General features: G+C 60.1%; 18 protein-coding genes. 13 read left to right on the top strand and 5 right to left on the bottom strand.

Annotation, left to right across the window (positions count from 1 at the left end; all coding sequences use genetic code 11):
• Positions 1–149 precede the first annotated feature (149 nt).
• Positions 150–1,064 (top strand): YihY/virulence factor BrkB family protein, encoded by a 915-nt coding sequence (locus tag VHX65_15105; protein ID HEX3999877.1) that lies wholly within the window; start codon positions 150–152, stop codon positions 1,062–1,064.
• A 156-nt stretch (positions 1,065–1,220) separates the two neighbouring features.
• On the top strand, positions 1,221–1,811 hold the full coding sequence (locus tag VHX65_15100; GenBank protein HEX3999876.1) for a hypothetical protein: 591 nt from the start codon (positions 1,221–1,223) through the stop codon (positions 1,809–1,811).
• 58 nt (positions 1,812–1,869) lie between these two features.
• On the opposite strand, the gene VHX65_15095 is transcribed toward VHX65_15100, so the two are convergent.
• On the bottom strand, positions 1,870–2,577 hold the full coding sequence (locus VHX65_15095; protein ID HEX3999875.1) for a hypothetical protein: 708 nt from the start codon (positions 2,575–2,577) through the stop codon (positions 1,870–1,872).
• 263 nt (positions 2,578–2,840) lie between these two features.
• Between VHX65_15095 and VHX65_15090 the strand changes: the two genes are divergently transcribed.
• From VHX65_15090 to VHX65_15070, 5 genes are all read left to right on the top strand, one after another.
• Positions 2,841–4,709, top strand: a complete 1,869-nt coding sequence (locus VHX65_15090) for an ABC transporter substrate-binding protein (protein HEX3999874.1) — start codon at positions 2,841–2,843, stop codon at positions 4,707–4,709.
• Positions 4,710–4,892: 183 nt separating this feature from the next.
• Complete coding sequence (locus tag VHX65_15085; protein HEX3999873.1) at positions 4,893–6,698, top strand: ABC transporter permease subunit; 1,806 nt, start codon at positions 4,893–4,895, stop codon at positions 6,696–6,698.
• Positions 6,695–7,966, top strand: coding sequence for an ABC transporter permease (locus VHX65_15080; GenBank protein ID HEX3999872.1), 1,272 nt, complete (start codon positions 6,695–6,697; stop codon positions 7,964–7,966). The genes VHX65_15085 and VHX65_15080 overlap by 4 nt, the downstream gene beginning before the upstream one ends.
• 144 nt (positions 7,967–8,110) lie before the next feature.
• On the top strand, positions 8,111–9,142 hold the full coding sequence (locus VHX65_15075; protein ID HEX3999871.1) for an ABC transporter ATP-binding protein: 1,032 nt from the start codon (positions 8,111–8,113) through the stop codon (positions 9,140–9,142).
• A 160-nt stretch (positions 9,143–9,302) separates the two neighbouring features.
• The gene (locus VHX65_15070) at positions 9,303–10,367 is read left to right on the top strand and encodes a dipeptide ABC transporter ATP-binding protein (GenBank protein ID HEX3999870.1); all 1,065 of its coding nucleotides are present in this window, start codon (positions 9,303–9,305) and stop codon (positions 10,365–10,367) included.
• A gap of 177 nt (positions 10,368–10,544) precedes the next feature.
• Here the strand turns inward: VHX65_15070 and VHX65_15065 are convergent, their stop codons facing one another.
• The gene (locus VHX65_15065; GenBank protein ID HEX3999869.1) at positions 10,545–11,519 is read right to left on the bottom strand and encodes a formate/nitrite transporter family protein; all 975 of its coding nucleotides are present in this window, start codon (positions 11,517–11,519) and stop codon (positions 10,545–10,547) included.
• A 501-nt stretch (positions 11,520–12,020) separates the two neighbouring features.
• On the opposite strand from VHX65_15065, the gene VHX65_15060 reads away from it, so the two are divergent.
• Positions 12,021–12,512: an acetolactate synthase gene (locus VHX65_15060; protein ID HEX3999868.1), complete on the top strand. Its 492-nt coding sequence runs from the start codon at positions 12,021–12,023 to the stop codon at positions 12,510–12,512.
• A gap of 62 nt (positions 12,513–12,574) precedes the next feature.
• Here VHX65_15060 and VHX65_15055 read toward each other — a convergent pair whose 3' ends face one another.
• Positions 12,575–13,492, bottom strand: a complete 918-nt coding sequence (locus VHX65_15055; GenBank protein HEX3999867.1) for a hypothetical protein — start codon at positions 13,490–13,492, stop codon at positions 12,575–12,577.
• Positions 13,493–13,680: 188 nt separating this feature from the next.
• Here VHX65_15055 and VHX65_15050 point away from each other — a divergent pair, with 188 nt between their 5' ends.
• Positions 13,681–14,751, top strand: a complete 1,071-nt coding sequence (locus tag VHX65_15050) for an FAD:protein FMN transferase (protein HEX3999866.1) — start codon at positions 13,681–13,683, stop codon at positions 14,749–14,751.
• 178 nt (positions 14,752–14,929) lie between these two features.
• Here VHX65_15050 and VHX65_15045 read toward each other — a convergent pair whose 3' ends face one another.
• The gene (locus VHX65_15045) at positions 14,930–15,841 is read right to left on the bottom strand and encodes a Ku protein (protein HEX3999865.1); all 912 of its coding nucleotides are present in this window, start codon (positions 15,839–15,841) and stop codon (positions 14,930–14,932) included.
• Positions 15,842–16,020: 179 nt separating this feature from the next.
• On the opposite strand from VHX65_15045, the gene VHX65_15040 reads away from it, so the two are divergent.
• From VHX65_15040 to VHX65_15030, 3 genes are all read left to right on the top strand, one after another.
• On the top strand, positions 16,021–17,142 hold the full coding sequence (locus VHX65_15040) for a hypothetical protein (protein ID HEX3999864.1): 1,122 nt from the start codon (positions 16,021–16,023) through the stop codon (positions 17,140–17,142).
• Positions 17,139–18,401 (top strand): divalent metal cation transporter, encoded by a 1,263-nt coding sequence (locus tag VHX65_15035; protein HEX3999863.1) that lies wholly within the window; start codon positions 17,139–17,141, stop codon positions 18,399–18,401. The genes VHX65_15040 and VHX65_15035 overlap by 4 nt, the downstream gene beginning before the upstream one ends.
• Before the next feature lie 70 nt (positions 18,402–18,471).
• Positions 18,472–19,671 carry an FAD-dependent oxidoreductase gene (locus VHX65_15030; protein ID HEX3999862.1) on the top strand — a complete coding sequence of 400 codons (1,200 nt, stop codon included), beginning with the start codon at positions 18,472–18,474 and terminating at the stop codon, positions 19,669–19,671.
• Positions 19,672–19,941: 270 nt separating this feature from the next.
• Here the strand turns inward: VHX65_15030 and VHX65_15025 are convergent, their stop codons facing one another.
• Positions 19,942–21,507 (bottom strand): FAD-dependent oxidoreductase, encoded by a 1,566-nt coding sequence (locus VHX65_15025; GenBank protein HEX3999861.1) that lies wholly within the window; start codon positions 21,505–21,507, stop codon positions 19,942–19,944.
• A gap of 144 nt (positions 21,508–21,651) precedes the next feature.
• On the opposite strand from VHX65_15025, the gene VHX65_15020 reads away from it, so the two are divergent.
• Entirely contained in the window at positions 21,652–22,740 is a 1,089-nt protein-coding gene (locus VHX65_15020) for a PA0069 family radical SAM protein (GenBank protein HEX3999860.1), read from the top strand.
• Positions 22,741–22,807 lie beyond the last annotated feature (67 nt).

The following is a 22,807-nucleotide window of genomic DNA, read 5'->3' as shown; positions in this document are numbered from 1 at the left end:
CGGATTTCAGCGACCGTCGATCGCAGTTTCACGCTCGTAGGCCTAATCGCTATAAAGACTAGCGTCGTCGGTACAGAATCTGCTATCGCTGAGATGCGTCTTTGTATTTGTCGACTTCTTCACACGCCTCTTTCCCGCTTTCCGCCTCTATGTTGCTCCGTTGGATTACACGCCGATTCTGGCCGAGGCTTTGGGCCGCGGCGAGTAAATGGGTCGAGGACGATGGGCCGACTTGGGCGGCCTCACTCGGCTATTATGCCGCGTTTTCCTTTTTCCCCCTCATCTTGATGCTGATTTCCATCGCCGGTTTCGCGATGAAGTTTTCGCATCAGGCCCAATTAAGGGAAATGCAATTCGTTGAAATCATCGGGCAACAAACCTCGAAGCAGTTGGCCGAGCAGGTCGGCAAATTGCTCAGCGGCGTGAAATCGAATGCCCCCGTCAGCGGGCCGCTCGGCTTGGCCACCTTGGTGTTCGCGGCGATCGGCATCTTTACTCAATTGGAGTCGGCCTTTGGACGCATTTGGCATGTCGAAAATGATCCGAATCAAAAGACCGGCGTTTGGGCCGTCGTCGTCAATGCTCTTTACGTCCGCCTGCGGGCTTTTCTCATGCTGCTGGCGACGGGCGGCTTGGTGTTGCTCGCCTTCATCGCCTCGATCGTCGTTTCGGCCATTGGGCATCATGCCAGCGAAGTGCCAATGGGGCCGACACTCTTTCGCCTTGTCCCGATCGCGGTCGGAGCCGGGTTGAATACGCTTTGCTTCACGCTGCTCTATCGCTTTCTGCCGAAGCGACGAGTGCTCTGGCGGCATGCCGTTAGCGGAGCCCTGGTGGCCGGCATTGCTTGGGAAATCGGCCGGCAATTGCTGTCCCTGTTTCTCATCGGCGGCAGTTATTCGGCGTATGGCGTCGTCGGTTCGTTGATCGTGCTGATGCTGTGGTGCAATTACGGCAGCATCGTGCTTCTGCTGGGGGCCGAATATGTCGAAATCAGTGGGCGCGAAGCCAAAACCGCCGGCGACCGCAGCCAGATGCCCGCAGCGCCAGCTGGGAAGTCTTGAGATAAAATCTGCCTTGCCAGCGCTGCGGGCTCCAAGGGCGGCAGACGGGAGGGTGAGGGTTCGAAAAGCGGAAGTTATTTTTCGGCCGAGCCTTACCAACCGTCGATAGCGACGCCGCCGCGGATTAAACCTTACTCGCGTTCGAGGAGAACGGCCTTGGCCACGATAGAACGGCAATCGTTCCGATTATCCGGATCCTGCCGAAGCTGCGCCAGTTTCTGCATTGCGGCGCTGCTCATGGTGGCGGGATGCGGCGGCGGAACGGCGGCGTGGAAGACGTTTCACGACTCGAAGGCCGGATTCTCAGCCGATTTTCCCGGCAACGTAACGCAGCCCCAGGGTATCGAAAAAGGTGGCGCTGGCGCACCCCAAACCTATCATTTCGAATGCCGAAGTTCGAATGGGCTTACCTACCAAGTCACGTTCACGGCGCAGCACAATTCTTCCAGTGAAATCGCCGCGCGGCTCGATTCGCTGGAAAAACAGATCCTGCCGGTCGACTCGCGATACACCAGTCTGAAAACCAAACGCATCGCGCTAGCCGACGCCAAAGGGATCGAGCAAGTCTATCAGAAAGACACGAAGGACGCCGGCAAGGCTTTTATGCGCGTGCGGACCTTCATCGTGCCCGACGGCGACTACTACGTGACGGTCGATTCCGAAACGAGCGCCGACGCTTATTCGGCCGACGCCGAACGATTCTTGAATTCGTTCAAGCTCGACGCCTCGAGCGATAAGGCGAAGTGATCTCGTGGCTGGGCGACGTGCTGCTTCGCGCAACCCACCCGAGGGCCGAACTCGACCTTCAGCGACCTTTGCCTTGCGAAGCGGGCGCCAGTTTCTTCGAAAGCGTGTCGAGGGCTTGATCGAGATCGACGCCGAAGATGCCGGGAATTGCCGCGTTTGCCGCTGCATTCGGACCGCCGGCTTTTTCCTTGGGCGACCCGAGAATGGTCGCTTTCACCGCTTTGATGCCCGATTTCGCAGCTTGAGATTTTACCATCGGCACCGTCGAGGAGGCAGCGGCTGACTTCGATTGCCAATGCGCATCGTGTTTCACCGTGTCAGCTTCACCGGCCGGCGTCTTGGCGCCTGTTTCGGCGACCGCGCTATCGTCATTTTGCTTCGGGGGTTTGGCGACGAATGTCGGCAGTGGCGGCAACTGGGCGGCCATATCGGTCGCCAGCGACGTGCGAGCGGTCGCCTGCTCGAACCATTCGATCAACTTAGGTTGGTCGTCCTGTTCGCTTCCTGCGGCTTCCCAGTCCTGTTGCAATTTGGCGGCCTGCGCCTGCCGACGATCATACTCGGCGCGATCGGTGCGAAACGTCTGATAGGTTCGGATTCTGAAATCGCGCGCGGCCCGTTCCATATGCCGCTCGCCCTCGGTCGTCGGCGTGGGGAGCTTTTCCGTGGCCGTTGTCGGCTTGGCGTCGGATTCTGCTCGGGCCGAAGCCGAAATTCCGATCCCCATCCCGCCGACCAACACAATCGCCAAGAGATGCTTTGTCATCCGAATGTCCTCGACCGTTGGTAGTCAAGCGAGCCGTGGCCTGTCGCGAATCGAAATCCGTCGGTCGCGCAGTCCGTCGTTGCAAACCTACGTCACAATTCGGCAAGCGCCAAACGCAAGCGAGCAAACAACTTGTCGCTTGACGCTCTGGGGCGCACGGCATAGCATTGGTTTTCGACTCGGCGAAGCAGCAGCGGCGGGCGATCCCGACAAGGTTTGTTAAGGCAACCGGCGACCTGACTTCACTCCGGAGGTTCTTCGACATGAACATTCGCCTTTGGCTGGCCGGCGGCACGCTGGCAATCGCTATCATCGCGGCCGTTGGCTTCTTCTCGTCGACGGATCGCTCCGTTGCCATCGCCGATGAGCCGAGCGCCGCTGCGGCATCACTAAAGCCGGGCAACGGGTTCATGAACCAATCGCCCGTGCCGGCGCCGAACCGGGAGATCGCGCCCGGCGGAAGGGCTCCGGTCGACGACGACACATTGCTGCTGGCTTATCCTGACGACCCGGACACGGTCAACCCGATCACCGCCAACGACACGGTCAGCGAGGCGCTCATGCGCGAGGTCTACGAATCGCTGGCCGAACGCGAATACAGCAATCCCGACGTGTTCAAGCCGATGCTGGCCGAATCATGGGAATACGACGCCGCGAACCGTGAATACACGATCCATCTTCGCAAGGGGGTGAAATGGCAGCCGATCACGCTGCCCAGCGGCAAGGAATTGCCGCCGACCGAGGTGACCGCCCGCGACGTGAAATTCACGTTCGACGTGATTCTTAACAAATACATCGAAGACGCCTCCCAGCGCAGCTACTACGAAGACCACGATGCCGCGGACAAGGAGCATCCGTACAAGATCAAGGTGTCGCTTGTGCCGGGTGACAAATATGCGGTGAAAATCAAATGGCTAAAACCCTATTTTCAAGCCGACGAATTCACGCTCGGCGTCGCCATCATTCCACGGCACGTGTTCTCCGTCGATCGCAACGGCGATCGGATCTCGCTCGATGTCTCGTCGGAGGAATTCGCCAAGGGATTCAATCATCATTGGTGCAATCAGCAGATGTGCGGCACCGGTCCGCTGATCTTCAAGCAATGGAAAAAGAACGAGCGCGTCGTGCTCGAGCGGAATCCCAACTATTGGGGCGCACCATTCTATTTCAGCAAGTTGGTCTATCGCTGCATCAGCAACCCGAACACATCGCTCCAGGAAATGTTGCAGAATCGCTTGGACTGGTCGGCCATTTCGGAAAAGGATTTGTATTTCCAGAGTCTGGATAATCCGAATGTCGTCGCCGGCAAGGTCAAGCCCGTCGCCTACGATTATCCGGCCTACCGTTATATCGGTTACAACGAAAAACGCGAATTCTTCAAAGACAAACGGGTTCGCTGGGCCATGAGCCATGCCGTGCCCGTCGATGAAATCATTCAAACGATCTATCATGGCCTGGCCACGCGAATCTCGGGTCCGTTCTTGCCTGGAAGCCCGAGCAACGATCCCGCGCTGAAGCCGATCGATTTCGATTTGGACAAGGCGCGTGCCTTGTTGGACGAGGCGGGCTGGAAAGTGCCCGAAGGGGAATCGATCCGCAAGAAAACGATCGATGGTTCGCCTGTCGATGCGGCGTTTCAGCTCCTGATTATTGCCGACAGCCCCAGCTTCGAAAGCATCGCCACGATCTTCAAGGATAATTGCCGCAGGATCGGCGTGCGTGTCGAGATTATGCCGGCCAAGTGGTCGCTGATGCTGGACAAGATGAACAAGAAGGACTTTGACGCAGTCATCCTCGGCTGGGCCATGGCATGGAAGGACGATCCCTATCAGATTTGGGATAGCAGCCAGGCCGAGGTGCCCAACAGCTCGAATTCGATCGGCTATCAGAACACGGAAGCGGATAAGATCATCGCCGACTTGCGCGTGACGATGGATCCCGCCAAGCAAACCGATTTGTATCGCAGGTTCGATCGAATCATCTACGACGATCAACCGTACACGTTTCTGTTCGAGGACAAGGCGACGGCCGGCTACGACGCTCGGCTCAAGAACGTCAACTTCTACAAGATTCGACCCTGCATCGACATCCGAGAATGGTATTCGACGAAGCCGCGAATGCTGGGCGAATGAAGCGCGGGGTCTGGCTCATTTTTCGGCCACACTGAGTTCCGAACCTGAATTGATCGTTCCGCCGAAAAATGTGCCCGACCCCTTTGGACCACGGATCGGCCTCGCGCGGCCCGTGAATCGCGATTGACTTTTTGGGCGCCGAGTCCCCGCATGGGCACGTATCTCGTACACCGCTTGCTAGCCATGATTCCGACCTTGTTCGGAATCACGATCGTTTCGTTCTGCATCATGCAACTGGCCCCCGGCGATCCGGTGGCGAACCAGTTGAGCAGCGGCAATGCCCCGCAAGGGGGCGAAACCTCCGAGATGTATGAGCTTCGCAAGCGCGAGCTGCATCTCGACAAACCGCTGGTGTTGAATTTCCGCTACTTCCGCAATTATCGCGATAGCGTCCGCGCCGCCGCGTTCTACGAAGCGCGCTCCAACGAACAGGTTCGCGCCGATTTGAAAGACCTTGCCGCGGCGGAAAAGGATCCGGCCGCGAATCCCCCGGCCGCCGAGCGCTTGAGATTTCTACGGTCGCTGAAGATTCCCGATTTCAAATCGCGGCTCGCGCACCCCGATCAATGGGAACGGCTGCCGCCGCTCATCGAGCATTTTGTCAGCACCTTTTGCAGCGATATCGGATCGGTCGGCGTCGGCCCGGCGATCGCGATCCTCGACGATCCCCAATCGGATATGACGCTGCGAATCGGCGCCGTGCGTTGCCTGGCGCGGATGGTATCGCGGCCATTTGCCTTTACCTATCCGATCCATCCGGTCGAGGAAGAATCGCAGCCGATCATGGATGCTTGGCGCATCTGGTGGAATCGCCATCGAGCGTCGTTGCCCAAGCCGGACGCCGAGGCAACAAAATATTTCGATGAAGCGATGAAGCAGATGGTGATCTCGCGCGACAATCTGTTCGCCCAGATCGACCAGATCGCCGACAGCGATTATTTGCCGGTCGCGCCGGCTTATTTTGCCGAACGGCTGTTGGGCCAGGGCACGCTCGCCGACAAAGTCGCGGCTTCGACGATTCTCAAGCAGCTTGTCCCCGAGCCGCTCAAATACGATTTGCCGATCGACGCGTCGGCGAAAGACGTCGACGAAGCGACGGCCGTCTGGTTGGAGCATTACAAGCTGCACCAAGCCGAATACGAGCCCAGCCTGGGAAAGAAGCTTTGGGCCATCGTAGCCGACACGCAATATGCCTACATGGTCGTTCGGCTAGTCACGTTTCACTTCGGCGAATCGGCGCTAAAAACTCGCGAACCGGTCGGCGGCAAGATTTGGGAAGCCTTTATCGTTTCCGCGCCGCTGATGTTCATGTCGGGATTTCTGATTTATCTGATTGCCGTGCCGCTGGGAATCCTTTGCGGCGTGTATCGCGGCCGAGCGCTCGACAAGGGAATTTCGCTCGGACTGTTCATCCTCTATTCGATTCCGGCATTCGTGGCCGGCATGATGTTCCTGGTGTTTTTCTGCTACGGCGATTATCTGAAATGGTTTCCGGCGCTCGACCTGCATTCGGAAAACGCCGATGCGATGTCGTTCGTGCCCTACATGCTCGACTATTTCTGGCATGCGTTCTTGCCGGTCGTGTGCTTGTCGCTTTTCAGCCTGGCGGCCATGGCCATGTATGCCCGCTCGAGCGTGCTGGACGTGATCAATCAAGACTACGTGCGCACGGCGCGGGCCAAGGGCGTGTCGGGGCCGAAGGTGATCGTCAAGCATGTGATGCGCAATGCGATGATCCCGATTCTCACGCTGTTCTCGAATTTCTTGCCGGAATTGCTCGGCGGCAGTGTGCTCGTCGAATTTTTGTTCAATATTCCCGGCATGGGTCGCCTCGGGCTGACATCGATCGAACAGAAAGATATTCCGACGCTGATGGCCCTGCTCTACATCGAAGCGATCGTCACGTTGATTAGCTTCCTGATTACCGATTTTCTCTATGTCGTCGTCGATCCGCGGATCAGCTTCGGCGGCAAGGGAGACGCGGCATGAGGGAAGGAGAAGCCTATCTCGATATCGTCTGGCGGCAATTCAAGAAGAATCGGCTGGCCTACGTTTGCCTGTGGCTGGTCGGCGGCTTGATGCTGCAGGCGATTTTTGCCCCGCTGATCGCCTCGAATGTGCCGTTCGTGTTCCACGACGGCCAAAAGACGATTTACCCGTGGTTCTACCACATCTTCCATCCGTCGCAGGCCATCGACACCGTGTTCAACATGGCGATGGTGGGATTTCTGCCATGGCTCCTGGTGGCGATTCTCAGCAATTGGTCGGCGTGGCTGGGCGGATGGTCGGGGCGTAAACGGCTGGCGCTGGTGGCGATCGAAGCCTTCGTCGTCTGGGCCGCGATGATGACCGTGGCCTACACCCCAGGGCTGCATCCGGGCGATCCGTATGGCGAACGGGATTTTCCCACCGACGTGTCGCAGAACCCGCAGCAATACCACGGGCTGTTCGCGCCGTTGCCGTTCGGTCCGGCCGAAATCGATTTGCCCTCGCGGCTCCAGCCGCCCCATTTGTCGCCGCATCCGCCCGAGAAAATCACGAAATTCAACGAGCAATATACGCACTGGCTCGGCACGAATTTCAACGGCGAAGATGTGCTGACCGAAATGCTCTACGGCACGCGGATTTCAATGACGGTCGGGGTGGTAGCCGTCAGCATTTATCTGACGATCGGCATCATCATCGGTTCGGTGGCGGGCTATTTCGGCGGCCTGATGGATTTGGTCCTGTCGCGGATCATCGAAATCGTGCTCTTGTTTCCCACGCTGTTTCTCATTCTGACGCTCGTCGCATTGCTCGGCCAAAGCGCGCAAGCCAGCGAGCAAGGTGGCAAGCGGATTTATATCGCGATGGTGGTGATCGGCATCACGGGCTGGACCGGCATCGCGCGCCTGACGCGCGGCGAAGTGCTCAAGCAGCGCTCGCTTGATTACACGCTGGCCGCCCGAGCGCTCGGAGCGTCGCATTGGCGCGTGCTGTTCCGACACATCTTGCCCAATTCGCTTTCGCCGGCCTTGGTGTCGATCCCCTTCGGCATTTCAGGGGCCATCGTCACCGAGGCGACGCTCAGCCTGCTCGGTTTCGGCGCCGAACCGGGTCAGCCAAGTTGGGGCGCGCTGCTGCGCGTGGCTTACGACAACAACCATTCCTGGTGGATGGCCGTGTTCCCCTCGCTGGCCATCTTTTTCACGCTCACGGTCTTCAATCTTGTCGGCAACGGCCTGCGCGACGCCATGGACCCCCGCCTGCGAATATGATTGACAAACTGGTTCCCGGCCCGCCGCTCGCTTGCGGTTTCGCGCGTTGGAACCGCGAAACCGCAAGCGAGCCAGCAACCGTCTTTTGAATTCCGACCTCCCGACCTCCCGACCTCCGTCCTCTCACCCTCACGCTTCCCCCGCATGTCCGACGCCTTGATCGAAATCGAGCATCTCAAAACCTATTTCCACACCGACGAAGGCGTGGTGAAGGCGGTTGATGATGTTTCGCTGCGCATCCCACGCGGCAAGACGCTGGGCGTGGTCGGCGAAAGCGGCAGCGGAAAATCGGTCACCGCGCTTTCGGTCATTCGGCTCGTGGCGTTTCCCGGCCGGATTGCCGGCGGTCGGATCACGATGTATGCCGACGGCCGCCCGCTCGTGCTATCGCAAATGGACGAGCCGGAAATGCGCAAGATTCGCGGTGCCCGGATCGCCATGATCTTTCAAGAGCCGATGACCTCGCTGAATCCCGTGTTCACCGTCGGGCAGCAGATTGCCGAAGCCGTGCGGCTGCATCAAGGCGTCGGGCGGCATGAAGCGCGCAAGCGAGCGGTCGAAATGCTCCGCCAGGTGAAAATTCCCGCCCCCGAGCGGCGCATCGATGAATATCCGCACCAGCTTTCGGGCGGAATGCGGCAACGCGTGATGATCGCCATGGCGCTCTCCTGCCATCCGGCATTATTGATCGCCGACGAGCCGACGACGGCCCTCGATGTGACCATCCAGGCCCAAATCCTCGATCTCTTGCGGCAATTGCAGAGCGAGCTGGGCATGTCGATTTTGATGATCACGCACGATCTCGGCATCATCGCTGAAATGGCTGATGAAGTGGCCGTGATGTATGCATCGAAGGTCGTCGAGCGGGCAGCGGTGAAAGAGTTGTTCGCCCGGCCGTTGCACCCGTATACGGTCGGTCTGTTTCAATCGCGTCCGGAGCCTGGAAAATCCAAGCACGAGCGGCTCAACACGATTCCGGGCATGGTGCCCAGTCCGCTGCACTTTCCCTCCGGCTGCAAATTCCACACGCGCTGCCCCTATCGCCAGGACATTTGCCGCACGGAAGAGCCGGAGCTGCGCGAGATCACGCCCGGCCAGTTCGCGCGCTGCCATTTCGCCGGCGAGATCGATTTTGAAAGCACCAAAGACAAATGGCGTACCATCCCGGCTGAATGATTATAGCAGGCACACTCCGTGTGCCGTTGCCCCAACGTAGCAGGCACACTCCGTGTGCCGTCTGCGGCGTGTTGTGCGCAACGCACCGCGGAGCGCAGACGGCATACGGAGTATGCCTGCTACGTTGACGAACTCTCTCGCCTGAATAGCTCATCCAAAAATGCCGACACCGCTGGTTGAAGCGATCCACCTGAAGCAATACTTTCCCGTGCGCCGCGGCGTGTTGTCGCGCACCGTCGGATACGTTCAGGCGGTCGATGATATTTCCTTTCAGATCGCCGAGGGTGAAACGCTTGGCCTGGTCGGCGAAACCGGCTGCGGCAAAACGACCGCCGGCCGCACGCTTTTGCGGCTCTTGCAGCCGTCGGCCGGGGCGATCCGCTTCGAAGGGCACGATGTCACCCATCTGCGAGGCCGCAACCTGCGCGACCTGCGGCGGAACCTGCAAATCGTTTTTCAGGATCCGTTCGGTTCGCTCAATCCACGCATGACGGTGCAAAGCATCGTCGAAGAAGGGCTGGTGGTGCACGGCGTGGGCAATCGAGCCGACCGCGCCGAGAAAGTGCGGCAAACGCTCGAGCAAGTCGGCCTCGACCCGCGCTACATGAACCGCTACCCGCACGAGTTTTCCGGCGGCCAACGGCAGCGGCTCAGTGTCGCCCGGGCACTGGCGTTGCATCCCCGATTCTTGGTGCTCGACGAACCGATTTCGGCCTTGGATGTTTCGATTCAATCGCAGATTATCAACTTGCTCGTCGATTTGCGCGAGCGGTTCAAGCTGACGTATCTGTTCATTTCGCACGATTTGTCGGTCGTGCAATATATTTCCGACCGCGTCGCAGTGATGTATCTGGGGGAAATTGTCGAGACCGCTCCGAGCAGTCGGCTTTATGGCCAGCCGCTGCATCCCTATACGCAAGCGCTGCTCTCGGCGATACCCACGATGGATCCGGCGCGGCGGCGGAAGCGAATCGTGTTGCAAGGCGATGTTCCCAGCCCGATCAATCCGCCCTCGGGCTGCCGTTTCCATCCTCGTTGCCCGTTGGCGATGGACATCTGCCGCACGACGCCTCCGAGGGAACTGGATTTCGCGGGCCACAAGGTGCGCTGCCACGCCGTCGAGCAACTCGCCTCCAGCACATCCGATCCGGCCGCTCTTTCCGCGGCGATTTCGCAGCAGATGGCTGAAACTCAGAAAAAAGAGCCGAGCCCGGTCGGCGGATGAGCATCTCGACCGGCATTACTCTTCAGGAGTTTAGGCCCAACGGCGCTCGCACTGGCCGACTTCGCCGGCCAGTGGCACACCGACGCGCGTGTGCCACTGGCAAGCGCAGTTTGCCGGTGAGAAGCGCGAACCAATTTTGCAACGCTTGTACGCCCGCCGGAGGCAGCGATAGCCTCGTCAAACACCGGCGGTCTCGGAAGATTCGCTTCCGCGGGTCGAGTGGCTGTATTTCAGGCCGGCCACGAAGATGATGCCGCCGAGTCCGTTGCCGATGGTGGTCCAAAGCAGGAATGGAAAAAATTCGCCCCACGTCGTGTCTTGTCCGGCGAACACGCTCACAAGCACCTCGCCGGCCCCGACAATTGCGTGCGGCAAGCCCACCAATCCGATTGCGGAGGTCACGATCCACACGATCACGATCTGGCTTACCGTGTCGCGGCAGGCGGAAACCAGCCACGCCAGCAGCCCCATCAGCCAACCGGCAAGCCCCGCGGCGATCAGCGTCAAAAGCCACGTTCGTTCGAGCAGGGGTCGAGACATCGCGGCGAAGCCGACTGAATCGATGATCTTGAGCGGCGGCCCGGCGTAGGCCAGCAAGGCCGAAAACGCCATCACGCCCGCCATATTTCCGAGATACACCAACGTCCACAACCGGGCGAGCGATCCCCATCCGGCATAGCCGCTCATCACGGGAAACATCGCCCGCGATGTATGTTCGGTGAACAGTTCCGACCGCCCGACTACGACGAAGATGAATCCGATCGCATACATATTCGCGACCAGCAGGGTCGTCAGGGCTTGGGAAAAATCGTGCCGCACGACGGTCCGCATTGCCGCCATCAACAGCAGGCTAAAGCTGACATCCAGCCCGCCCGACAACGAAGAGAGAAGCAAGCCCAGCGACGGGCGGTGAAATTCTTCCAAGCCGGTGTTCAGTTCATTGAGGAGGATTTGGCGATACGGCTTTTGCGGTTCTTCCAGGGGTTCTTCGGGCAATTCCGAGGCGGCGCGGACTTCAGGATCTGCTTCGTCTTTTGGATCGCGGTCGCTGGGGCGCTCGGGCATTTCGACGATTTTGTTCGTCGGTTCGGGGCGCCTGCGATTATCCGGCTCGTCGGATGTTCGCGGCGGAGCCTCTGGTTTAGGGCTCATCGTTTGCGTGCCCGAAAGGGAAGGGAGTGGCGTTCACGTTTCGCTGGCCGCGGGATGGATGCGATCTGGCCAGCATGAGTGAAGGGAAATCGGAAGTTCAGAGCGCACGAGGGATCGAATCGTTGATGCGAGTCCGTTTTGGGCGAATAAGGGTTTTGGCGCAGGAATTGCATTTTCCGGGCCAAGTCTTGATGGCTTTCGTATAGAATGATTTTGCCCGCGGTTTTTCTTGACAGAAGGAGTTTGCAATATGACTCGGATAATTGGATTCATGTGTTTGGGCTTCTTGGCATTTCTTGGCGTTACGATGCTTCCCGATCTGGCTCGCTACATCAAGATCAGCACGATGTAATTGGAACCGGCTCGCAGGCGGCTCGCTAGGGATGATCCGGCAGAGGGGCCGCCGATTATGTTGACGGCAAAGCGCTGGCCGCCATACAATCAGGCCGTCGTTAGTAACTGGCCCGATTCGATTTTGCTCTCCCGAGGTTACCCGCAGTCATGAGTATTGGCGAAGGAACGGGAACCGGCTTTGCGACAATGCGCGGGCGCAATTATCCGTCGATTCGTCAATTCACTGTTTTTCTCGAAAATCGTGTGGGCCGGCTGCTCGAGGTGATCCGCCGCTTCGAAGGTAGCAAAGTGCGGATCGTGGCTCTCTCGATCACCGACTCCGCCGAGTGTGCATTCGTTCGTTTCCTGCTCAGCCACCCCGAACAGGGGCGGGAAATTCTCGAACGGGCCGGCTTGGCGCTCATCGAAAGCGACCTGATCGGCGTCGAACTTCCGGCCGGCGATCAGGCCCTATTGCATGTTTGCACCGCGCTGCTGCAAGCCGAGGTGAATATTATCCAGGCCTATCCGATTCTGGTTCGACCGCACGGTCGGCCCGCCGTTGCCCTGATGGTCGACAATATCGAGATGGGGCAAGACACGCTCGCCGACAAAGGCTTCTCGATGATTTCAGAAGCCGATCTGACGCAAGACGAATGAGCGCTCGAAGAGGCGCTGCGAAGAGGCGCTGCGAAAAGGCGCTGCGAAGGCTCCCTGGCGATCTATTCGAACAGCCCGTCGGGTAGGCCGATCACGCCGCGCACCACGACGCGCTGCACCGAATCCCACGCAACGATCGTCATCGTCACGGAGCCGTCGGCCGCTTGAACGGCGAAAAGCCCATGGCTGTCGTGCGACAGCTTCATGTCGAACCATTCGGGCACGAGCAGCGCGCCCCCGGTCAGATGCAGCTCGACGATTCCGCCATGCTCCCGCTCGCTCCAAAGCCGAGCGACGAGCCGGGCAAGCGGATGGGCGCCAGCGGGAATCGCTTCGTTGCGGCCAATCAATGACCCGCCGGCTGCCGGCGGGTCGGACAATACCGCGCTCAGCATATCATAGCCTTCCGCGGCATGCCCATTGTCGCCCGAAGCTTCGAGCAATCCTTTTTCAAAGGCGGCGAATTCGTCGATTTCGCTCGGGCCGCCGGCTCTTTCGGCGGCCGGAGCTTCATCGACCATTGGAATGCGGAATGTGGCCTTGCAATGCGGGCACTGCCCGGCGTGGCCTTGCAGCGACTTGGGGGCATTCAGCTTATGCCCGTTTGGGCAGAGAAACATGATTTGTTCGTCGCCGGCGGCGGATTTCGCGGTGGCCGTGCCCGGGGAGTTAGCGGACGCTGCCTCGCCGTTGGCCGCCTCTCGCGCCTGCCGTTTTAGGGCCGATTCGGAAGCGACTCCGGCAGCTGCTTTTGCGGAATCCGATGCGGCCGTTCCGCTTCCCTTGCCGCTTCCCTTGCCGCTCCCTTTGCCGCTGCCGCCGGCCTGGGACGCATCGCCTGCGAGAACATTTTTTCCGGATCCGCCGGGCTTCGGCACGAGCGTGGCCGCGCCACAACGGGGACATTTCGCCATCCGTCCGCCGTTTTCATCCGGGCTGCTTAGTTTGTGACCGTTCGGACACGCGAATTCAATTGCCATCGTCATGCTCGGAGAATTGCGATCGGCAGCCGCCCCAAAGATCGCCGTGCGGCATCCAGGCCTGCCAAATAAGATGGTAGTCGTCTGCTGCTCGGCAGACAACTCCCGCGCGGCGCGTTTGGCTGCCGCGTGCCGCGGAGGCTACGATGGATATTTCGCCGCTTCCGTCTAGATCGCCCCACGATTCTATGAAATCCATCCTTCCACTCGCGGTTCTGGCATTGGCCAGTCTGACGTTCTCCGTCGCTGCTGATTTGGTTGCCCAACCGCCGGCGTCGCGGTCGGCGCCGCGGCCGTCGCTCCAGCGGTTCGAGTTCACGGAAATGCACATGGCCGTGAATTTTCGGATCGTGATGTACGCACCGGACGAAGCTGCGGCCAAGCAAGCCGCCGGCGCGGCGTTTGCGCGGGTCAAACAGATCGACGGCATCATGAGCGATTACGACTCGGGCAGCGAATTGTGCCGCTTGAGCGACACCGCTCCCGCGGCAAAGGGCGTTGCGGTGAGCGATGACCTGTGGCGCGTGCTCGTGCGCGCCCGAGCGAAATCGGAAGCCACCGACGGGGCGTTCGATGTTACGGTCGGCCCGCTCACACGGCTGTGGCGCCGTGCGCGACGCAGCGGCAAGCTTCCTCCGCCCGACGATCTGGCCGCCGCCCGCGAAGCGGTGGGCTACAAGAATCTCGACATGGATTCCGCCCATCACACCGTGCGGCTTGTGAAGCCGAATATGAGCCTCGATCTAGGGGCGATCGCGAAGGGCTATGCGGCCGATGCCGCGCTGGCCGTGTTGCGAGCCCGGCGAATCAATCGAGCGCTTGTGGCCGGCAGCGGCGATATCAGCATCGGTGATCCGCCGCCCGGAAAAGCCGGCTGGATCATCGCGGTCGCTCCGCTCGATGCGACGGGGCCCGCGAGCCGGCATTTGCTGGTGAGCAACGTCGGCGTGTCCACCTCGGGCGATGAATTGCAGCATGCCGTGATCGACGGCAAGCGCTATTCACACGTCGTCAACCCACATACCGGGATCGCCCTGACCGTTCACAGTTCGACGACGATCGTCGGTCCCGATTGCACCGCAACCGACGGCATGGGCACGGCCCTCGGCGTGATGGGGCCGAAGGCAGGAATCGCGCTCGTCGACCGCTTGCCGGGCATGGCCGCCTACGTGGCTCGGCAGGAGGGCGACAAACTGGCCGCCTACGAATCGCATCGCTTCCACGACTTCGAAGTGCCCGATGCGTCGCGAGCAAAGTGATCGACGGGGCTTTGTCTCAAGACATCGACCGGCGGCGTTAGTCGGGCGTAGCCTGCTTCGTCTGTCAAAAAAAACCCTCGCTAACGCTTCGGGCTAGTGTTTCGAGATCAAGCGTGGCAAGGGAAAGCCGCAGCTTCCAGCCTGCCGACACTTAGCCTCAAGCTTCACGGCGTCCCGCTCATGCTCGCCGGCGACGCGGCGTGCGCGATTTGCGTTTGGGCTCGGCCGATTTCGAGCCGCCCGACGATTTCTTCGCATGGCCGCCAGCGCGGGCGACGCTCTGCTTTAGCGCATCCATGAGATTGATCACCTCGCGGGGCTCTTCCTCGGGCGGGCGGATTTCTTCTCCTTTGCGCTTGGCCTCGATGGCCTGTTTGATTTTTTCGCGATAGCGGTCGTGATATTGGCTGAAATCGAAATCGCCCGTCTGCCATTCGCTCACAAGTTCGTCGGCCAGCTTCAATTTTCGCGGTTCCGTTTTGGCTTGGGTGAATTCGCCTTTAATTTCCGACGGTTTGCGGATTTCGGCGTCGTAGTTGAGCATCGCCATCGTGAGCACTCCGCCATACGGCCGGACGAGCGCCAATTGTTCGCGGCCCGAAAACACGACCTGTCCGACACCCCAGCGTTTCTTGCGTTCCATCGCTGCTTCGAGCAGTGCGTATGGCTCGCCCGCGCCGCCGCCGGCGGGCATGAGGTAGTACATCCGTCCGTCGAAATAGATCGGATCGATTTCGTCCGTGGCCACGAAGGCGTCGATCGTCAGCGCTTTTTCGCGATCGGTTCGCAGGGCATCGAGTTCTTCCTTGTCGAACTCGACATACTGGCCTTTGGCAATCTCATAGCCTTCCACGATTTCCTTGTTGGCGACTTCGCCGTGTTCCGGACAGATTTTCGCGTAGTGGATCCGCTGCCGGTCGGGGGCATGGAGCAGGTGGAAATGGACCTCCGCGTTTTCCTTGATTTCGGCATTGATGGCTTGCACCTCGAACGACACAAGGCCGAACCGCAATTGCCCTCGCCAACTCGCGCGAAACTTGGATTTCGGAGCGGACTTCTTCAATTTTCGTCGTTTGCTGACGGCGACCATGATTTCGTTCCCCCTGGGCGTTTTTTCCATCGGCTTCGCAATCCAAAGCAATTTTTGCGCCCGATGCCACAGGTTTCTAGCCTCTCAAACGCACGCGGCATAAGAGTTGCCACCAAGGGATCGCACCAGCTCGGCGACAATTGGCGGCGTTCTCAATGGCTTACCGGTAATGAAATCGAATGGCGAAACAGCGTGGCAACCGCGGTCGTTCACCGGCGCTCGATCTGCTCGAACAGCCCCAACAGGCTGCCAGCGCCGCGTCGCTCGAATATGTTAGCGACGAGCGGCCCGGCATTCAAAGAAAGCGCGCCGGGGCGGGCTTTCATTACTTCAGCCCGACCGGCCACCCTATCCGCAGTTCTACCACACTGGCTCGAATTCAATCGCTGGTGATCCCGCCGGCATGGAATGAGGTCTGGATTTGTCCCTCGGCGCGCGGACACATCCAGGCGACCGGCCGCGACGCACGCGGACGAAAGCAATACATCTACCATCCGCGCTGGCGAACGGTGCGCGACGAAGCCAAGTTCGCGCACATGATTCTATTCGGCTCCGCGCTTCCCTGCATTCGCAGACGGGTCGGCCGCGATTTGGCCCTGCCGGGCATGCCGCGGCAGAAAGTGCAAGCCGCATTGGTGCGCTTGCTGGAAACCACGCTGATTCGAGTCGGCAACGACGAGTATGCCCGCTCGAACGGATCATTCGGCCTGACGACGTTTCGCAATCGCCACGCGGAGGTGGATGGCTCGATGATTCGCTTCCGCTTTCGAGGGAAAAGCGGAAAGGAACATGAAGTCGACATCTCCAATCCCCGCTTGGCGCGGCTCGTGAAGCGCTGTCAGGATTTGCCCGGCCAAGAATTGTTCGAGTATCTCGACGACGACGGCAAGCCGCGGCCGATCGGTTCCGCCGACGTGAACGAATACCTGCACGAGATTACCGGCGAACATTTTACGGCCAAGGATTTTCGCACTTGGGCCGCCACGATTCTCGCCTCCCGAGGCTTGGAGTGCGAAGGGCCGTGTGCGTCGCCCGCGCGGGCCGACCGTGCGGTCGTGGCCGTGGTGAAATCGGTTGCCGCGCGGCTCGGCAACACCGCAAGCGTCTGCCGCAAATGTTATATCCATCCCGCCGTGATCGCAGCGTACCTGGCCCGGCCGGCGACGATTGCCGATTCGAACGGCGCGACCGCGGCCGGCGGCGCACGGCGCAAAACCAAACGCCGATCGCGTTCGGCTGAAGAGGCCGCCCTGCTTGCCTTTCTCCGTCGCCAATTGAAGCAGCAAGCGGGGCACGCATGAACCGGGTCCGCAAGCTTATCAAAATCCTCGGTCCGGGCTTCATCACCGGGTCGGCCGACGACGATCCATCAGGCATTGGCACCTATTCGCAAACCGGCGCTCAGTTCGGCTATAGCCAGCTCTGGACGATGCTGTTCGCGCTGCCGTTCATGATCGCCATTCAGGAGATGTGCGGCCGAATCGGCATGGTCAGTGGCCGGGGGCTGGCCGGGGTCATTAAGAAACATTACTCGCGCAAGATCCTTTATATCGCCGTCAGCCTGCTCTTAGTGGCGAACGCGGTCAACATCGGGGCCGACTTGGGCGCGATGGGCGCAGCGGCGCAATTGATTGCCGGCGGATCGTTGGCGGTCTGGATTTTCGGCATAACGTTCATCACGCTCCTGCTGGAAGTGTTCGTCTCCTACCACACCTACGCGCGTGTTCTGAAATACTTCACCCTTTCGCTGTTGGCTTACGTGCTGACGATGTTCGTCGTGCGGCATCCGTGGGGGGAGATGATCCGCTCGACGCTCGTTCCCCAGGTTTCGCTTTCCAAAGACTATCTGCTCAACATCGTTGCGATTATCGGCACGACGATCTCTCCGTACCTGTTTTTTTGGCAAGCCAATCAAGAGGTCGAAGAAGCCATCGACCAAAAGCGGCTCAAGTCGATGGAGCGCGGCAAGCCACGCTTCGACGAGCGCAATATCCGCCGCGGCCGCCAAGACACGGCCATCGGCATGACGTTTAGCAACGTGATCGCATTTTTCATCATCGCCACGACTGCCTCCACGCTCGGCAAGCATGGCATTACTTCGATCGACACCGCCGCTCAGGCTGCGGAAGCCCTGCGGCCATTGGCCGGACACTACGCTTCCATCATCTTTGCGCTCGGCATTGTCGGCACCGGCCTGCTGGCGGTTCCAGTGCTGGCGGGCTCGGCCTCATATGCGATTGCCGAAGCAGCCGGGTGGAAGGCGGGGTTATACAAGACCTTTTTCCAGGCGCACGGCTTCTACGGCATTATCACGCTCGCCACGCTGCTCGGCTTGATGGTGAACTTCACCGCGATCCCGCCGTTCAAAATGCTGTATTACACCGCCGTGCTCAACGGTATCGCCGCCCCGCCGCTGATGATCTTCATCCTGCTGGTGGCCAACAATCGAGACGTGATGGGAAAATATTGCAACGGGCGGCTGGGAAACATCTTGGGCGTGTCAATCACTGCCGTCATGACGATTTGCTCGATCGCGTTGTTGCTGAGCGTGTTTGTTTGAAGTTCTGCCCGAGGTAGCCGCCGGCTCGTCAATTCGGGTTCTATTCGTACAACTATCTCGGCCATACCGCATGTCACTTCGCTCCGGAATATCTTTTTGGCAAGCGAGCGGGCCGCCCCCGGTGGCGGCCCCGCCCCTGGCCGGCGACGCGAAGTGCGAGGTGTTGGTCGTCGGCGGCGGAATCACCGGCGCGCTCATCGCGCACCGGCTGGTGAAAGAGGGCATCGACACCTTGCTGATCGATCGTCGCGACTTGGGAACTGGGAGCACTGCCGCCAGCACCGGCTTGCTGCAATACGAAGTCGACACACCCCTGGTGGACCTGATCGCCAAGGTCGGCGAAAAAAATGCCGTTCAGGCATATCGCCGCGGCCTGTCGGCAATCGACGAAATCGAACTGCTCACCCAAGAACTCGGCGACGACTGCGGTTTTAACCGCCGGCCGAGCCTATATTTTGCCAGCCACTGGTGGCATACACGGCATTTGCGCCGTGAATTCGACTGCCGCAAATCGCATGGCTTCCAGGTCGAACTATTGGATCGAACTGCGTTGTCCGCGGCCAGCTCGATTCGCTCGCCCGCGACAATTCGCTCGCATGGAGATGCCCAGATCGATCCCTATCGGCTGACACAGGCGCTCCTGAAGGCAGCGCTGCGAGCCGGGCTGCGGGCCCATTCGCACGTCGCCATGCTGCATGCCGACGAACACCCGGCGTGTGTTCAGGTGCAGACGTCCCAAGGCTTGGTCGCGGCGCGGCAAATTGTCTTCGCCACCGGTTATGAGTCGCACTGTTATCTGAAGCACCCGCCCGCGAGCTTGCACAGCACTTATGCGCTGGTGAGCGAGCCGATCACCGATTTCGCGGGCTGGCCCGAAGGATCGCTGATCTGGGAAACTGCCCGACCCTATTTTTACGCCCGGCAAACGCCCGACGGTCGTGCGATGATCGGCGGCGCCGATACCGTGTTTTCGAACGACCATGAGCGCGACCATCTTGTCGAGCGCAAAGCAAGCTCGCTGCAAAAGCGTTTCAAAAAGCTGTTTCCCGCGATCCGTTTCGAGCCGGCCTTCGCATGGGCCGGCACTTTCGGCGAAAGCAAAGATGGCCTGGCGTATATCGGAAAGCCCGCTGGCCGGCCGAACATCTATTTCGCAATCGGTTATGGCGGCAACGGCATCACGTTCAGCATGATCGCCGCGAAATTGATCGCCGACTTATATCACGGTCGCCCGAACGATGAGGCCGCCGTCTTCCGCTTCGGGCGATAGTTTTGTTCCCCGAGCCCGCAGCGCTAGCAAGGACAAAATGTATCCCTCGTTTTCGCCGGCCGACAACACTAGCCCGAAGCGTCAGCGAGGGAGCGCCGCAAAAGGCCGTGGCCAATGGCCTGACAAAAAAGGTAAACCCAAGCCGCGGAGCGCCCTCGCCAACGCTTCCGGCGATGACACACTAGCCCGAAGCGTCAGCGAGGGAGCGCCGCAAAAAGTCGTGGCCAATCGCCGGACAACGAGGTAAACCCAAGCCGCGGGGCGCCCTCGCTAACGCTTCGGGCTCGTGTTTGGAACGCGTTTTGGCCTCTTCGCCGCGGGAGGAAGTTTCACGGCCTCCAACGGCGTTTCTGCCGGGCCTGCGATCACCGACCCATCTGGCTTGAATCGCGAACCGTGGCACGGGCAGTCCCAGGAACTCTCGGCAGAATTCCAATGCACGAGGCAGCCCATGTGAGTGCAAACTGCCGACACCGATGTCAGTTTGCCGGCCGCATCCCGCGAGCAGGCGACCCGCTTGCCATCGATCTTCACGACCTGCCCGCTGCCGCGCTTCACGTCGCGTGTGGAATCCGCTTCGACCGGCGCGAGCCGGTCTTTCAAATAGTAGTACGGGTAGTCGATGTTTTCTTTCAAGTAATCCCAGGCCCCGCCGCGCAGCTTCTTGCGATTGACGGCGAACAACTTCTGCCACGGGTTTTCGTATTTCATCACCGCATCGCGAGCCATCATGCCGGCGAGCGTGCCGAGCGTCATGCCGTTGCCGGCGAAACCGGTGGCGACGAATTGCCGCTCCGCCGTTTCGCCGATCAAGGGCAAGCCGTCGTTGGTCTCGATGACTTGCCCCGACCAGCGGCGATCCACTTCCGCCTCGGGCAACAGCTGCTTGAGGGTGTGGATCAAATCGTCGAAGGGCGCATTCGTATCTTCGGCCTGGCCGGTTTTGTGGTCGGCGCCGCCGAAGATGGCATAGTCGGATTTCGTGCCGCGGTCGATTCGCAAGTAATAATAGGGATCGCTCGTGTCCCAGAGGCTCATTTCGGCCAGCTTGCCGCGGGGAATGTTGGCCCCGACGGCGTACGTCGAATAGGGATAGAGCTTCGTTTGGAAGAGCGTCGCGCTCACCAGTCCGGTAATGCCCATCATCGGCACGTGCGTGGCGATCACCAGATAGTCGCAGTCGATTTCGAGCCCCTCGCTTTTCACGCGAAGCGGATGGGCTTCGATTTCTTTGGCTTCCGTCTCTGCGGAAATCACACAGCCGCCGCCATGCACGGCCTTCGCCAATCCGGCGAGATAGGCCATCGGATGGAATTTCGCTTGATTGGAAAACAAGATGCCGGGCCGGTCGACCAGCGGCGCGGATTTGACAAACCGGGCGTCGAAGCCGAGCTTGCCGGCCAGATTCGCTTCGTATTCGAGTTGCTTCGTTTCGCCGCGATTGCCGTGCAACTGGGCGTGCAAAAATGCCGGTACCCGGCGGAACTGGCAACGGATATTGTGTTCGCGAGCAATCGTTTCGATCGCGTCTATGGCCGCAATTCCACCCTGCCAGAACGCGCGGGCCTGTTGCTCGCCAAAGGTTTTCGCCAATTTCGCCAGCCGGATATCGGTCACGTAGGTGAGATGGGCCGTGGTGCAGGCGGTGTCGCCGGAGCCGATGTGGGTCCGCTCGAGCAAGCAAACTTTCTTGCCGGCCTGTTTGAGAAAAAAAGCGGCCGAGAGCCCGGTAATCCCGCCACCGATCACGACCACATCGAAATGCCCCCCTTTTTTCAGCCGCGGGTAGTGCGGCATGCGTTGGCTTTCCCACGGTGTGCCGGAGGTGATCGCCATGGCATGGCTCCGCTACGGGACGAGGTTTTTGGATCCGGAAGGCTCACGCGGCCAAAAAGCAAATCGCATGCCGCAGGAAATTGCATCCCGAGCGATCGGCTTCTTCGTTTGCCGCGCGATCGATACTTATGTACAGTATATTCAATGCCGCGCAATTCACCAAAACCGAATCCCAAAGGCCGCGGGTCGCATCTGCACGTGCCGAACCGCTTCGAGACGGTGCGACTCGAATTGGACCTCGAGCAATGCCCGTACGATGAAGAACTGCTCGCCGAACTGGATCGCTGCAAAACCGAATATTTCGCCGATCAGTCGAAATCGGTCGTGACGGAGAACGACAGCCCCGACATTTCGTTTCGCTACAGCTTGAATCCCTACCGCGGCTGCTCCCACGGCTGCTCCTACTGCTACGCCCGGCCGGGCCACGAATATCTCGGCTTCAATGCGGGCCTGGATTTCGAAACCCGCGTGATGGTAAAGCTCGAAGCACCGGAGCTTTTGCGGCAGTTTCTCACGCGACCGAAGTGGACGGCGGAAACGATCGCCATGTCGGGCGTCACCGATTGCTACCAGCCAGCCGAACGGCAGTTTCGCATCACGCGCGGCTGTCTGGAAGTGGCCCTCGAAGCACGGCAGCCGATCGGCATCATCACTAAGAACGCGCTCGTGCTGCGCGATCTCGATCTGCTGGGGCAAATGGCATCGATGAACCTGGCGCACGTTTCGGTCAGCATCACGACGCTCGATGCCGAATTGGCCCGCACGATGGAACCGCGCACCAGTACGCCGGCGGCCCGGCTGCGGGCGGTTCGAGAATTGAGTGCGGCTGGAGTGCCGGTGCGGGTGATGACCGCGCCGATCATTCCTGGGTTGAACGACCGCGAGATTCCCGCCCTGTTGGAAGCTGCCGCGGACGCCGGGGCGAAATCGGCGGCCTACACACTGCTGCGCCTGCCGCTGACGGTGAAGCCGGTTTTTTTGGAATGGCTCGAGCGCACGCAGCCGCTGGCCCGCGAGCGGATCGAAGGCTTGATCCTGGCGACGCACGGCGGCAAATACAACGATTCGAAATTCGGCGAGCGGATGCGCGGCAGCGGCGAAATTGCCGAGCAGATCCGCAAAGTGTTCCGCGTTTTTGCCGCCAAGCACCATCTCGACGGCAACCTGCCCGACTACAACCACTCGCTGTTCCGCTCCCCCCAATCTGCATCGGGCCAAATGCGACTGTTCTGAAGCCGCGCATCGCAAACTTTGATCGGCCCCATCGTTGCAGGCACACTCCGTGTGCCGTCGGCGATGC

It is taken from the genome of Pirellulales bacterium, assembly GCA_036267355.1.
In the GTDB taxonomy this organism is placed as follows: domain Bacteria; phylum Planctomycetota; class Planctomycetia; order Pirellulales; family DATAWG01; genus DATAWG01.
The sequence above is the reverse complement of the archived record's forward strand: the minus strand, read 5'-3'. Positions and strand labels throughout refer to the sequence as shown.

What these genes read in the sequence shown, in the direction of transcription:
- VHX65_15095 (HEX3999875.1), bottom strand. Translation starts at nt 2,577, where the DNA reads ATGACAAAGCATCTCTTGGCGATTGTGTTGGTCGGCGGGATGGGGATC.
- VHX65_15035 (HEX3999863.1), top strand. Translation starts at nt 17,139, where the DNA reads ATGAACCGGGTCCGCAAGCTTATCAAAATCCTCGGTCCGGGCTTCATC.
- VHX65_15020 (HEX3999860.1), top strand. Translation starts at nt 21,652, where the DNA reads ATGCCGCGCAATTCACCAAAACCGAATCCCAAAGGCCGCGGGTCGCAT.
- VHX65_15055 (HEX3999867.1), bottom strand. Translation starts at nt 13,492, where the DNA reads ATGGCAATTGAATTCGCGTGTCCGAACGGTCACAAACTAAGCAGCCCG.
- VHX65_15030 (HEX3999862.1), top strand. Translation starts at nt 18,472, where the DNA reads ATGTCACTTCGCTCCGGAATATCTTTTTGGCAAGCGAGCGGGCCGCCC.
- VHX65_15025 (HEX3999861.1), bottom strand. Translation starts at nt 21,507, where the DNA reads ATGGCGATCACCTCCGGCACACCGTGGGAAAGCCAACGCATGCCGCAC.
- VHX65_15085 (HEX3999873.1), top strand. Translation starts at nt 4,893, where the DNA reads ATGATTCCGACCTTGTTCGGAATCACGATCGTTTCGTTCTGCATCATG.
- VHX65_15060 (HEX3999868.1), top strand. Translation starts at nt 12,021, where the DNA reads ATGAGTATTGGCGAAGGAACGGGAACCGGCTTTGCGACAATGCGCGGG.
- VHX65_15080 (HEX3999872.1), top strand. Translation starts at nt 6,695, where the DNA reads ATGAGGGAAGGAGAAGCCTATCTCGATATCGTCTGGCGGCAATTCAAG.
- VHX65_15075 (HEX3999871.1), top strand. Translation starts at nt 8,111, where the DNA reads ATGTCCGACGCCTTGATCGAAATCGAGCATCTCAAAACCTATTTCCAC.
- VHX65_15090 (HEX3999874.1), top strand. Translation starts at nt 2,841, where the DNA reads ATGAACATTCGCCTTTGGCTGGCCGGCGGCACGCTGGCAATCGCTATC.
- VHX65_15105 (HEX3999877.1), top strand. Translation starts at nt 150, where the DNA reads ATGTTGCTCCGTTGGATTACACGCCGATTCTGGCCGAGGCTTTGGGCC.
- VHX65_15045 (HEX3999865.1), bottom strand. Translation starts at nt 15,841, where the DNA reads ATGGTCGCCGTCAGCAAACGACGAAAATTGAAGAAGTCCGCTCCGAAA.
- VHX65_15065 (HEX3999869.1), bottom strand. Translation starts at nt 11,519, where the DNA reads ATGAGCCCTAAACCAGAGGCTCCGCCGCGAACATCCGACGAGCCGGAT.
- VHX65_15040 (HEX3999864.1), top strand. Translation starts at nt 16,021, where the DNA reads ATGGCGAAACAGCGTGGCAACCGCGGTCGTTCACCGGCGCTCGATCTG.
- VHX65_15070 (HEX3999870.1), top strand. Translation starts at nt 9,303, where the DNA reads ATGCCGACACCGCTGGTTGAAGCGATCCACCTGAAGCAATACTTTCCC.
- VHX65_15050 (HEX3999866.1), top strand. Translation starts at nt 13,681, where the DNA reads ATGAAATCCATCCTTCCACTCGCGGTTCTGGCATTGGCCAGTCTGACG.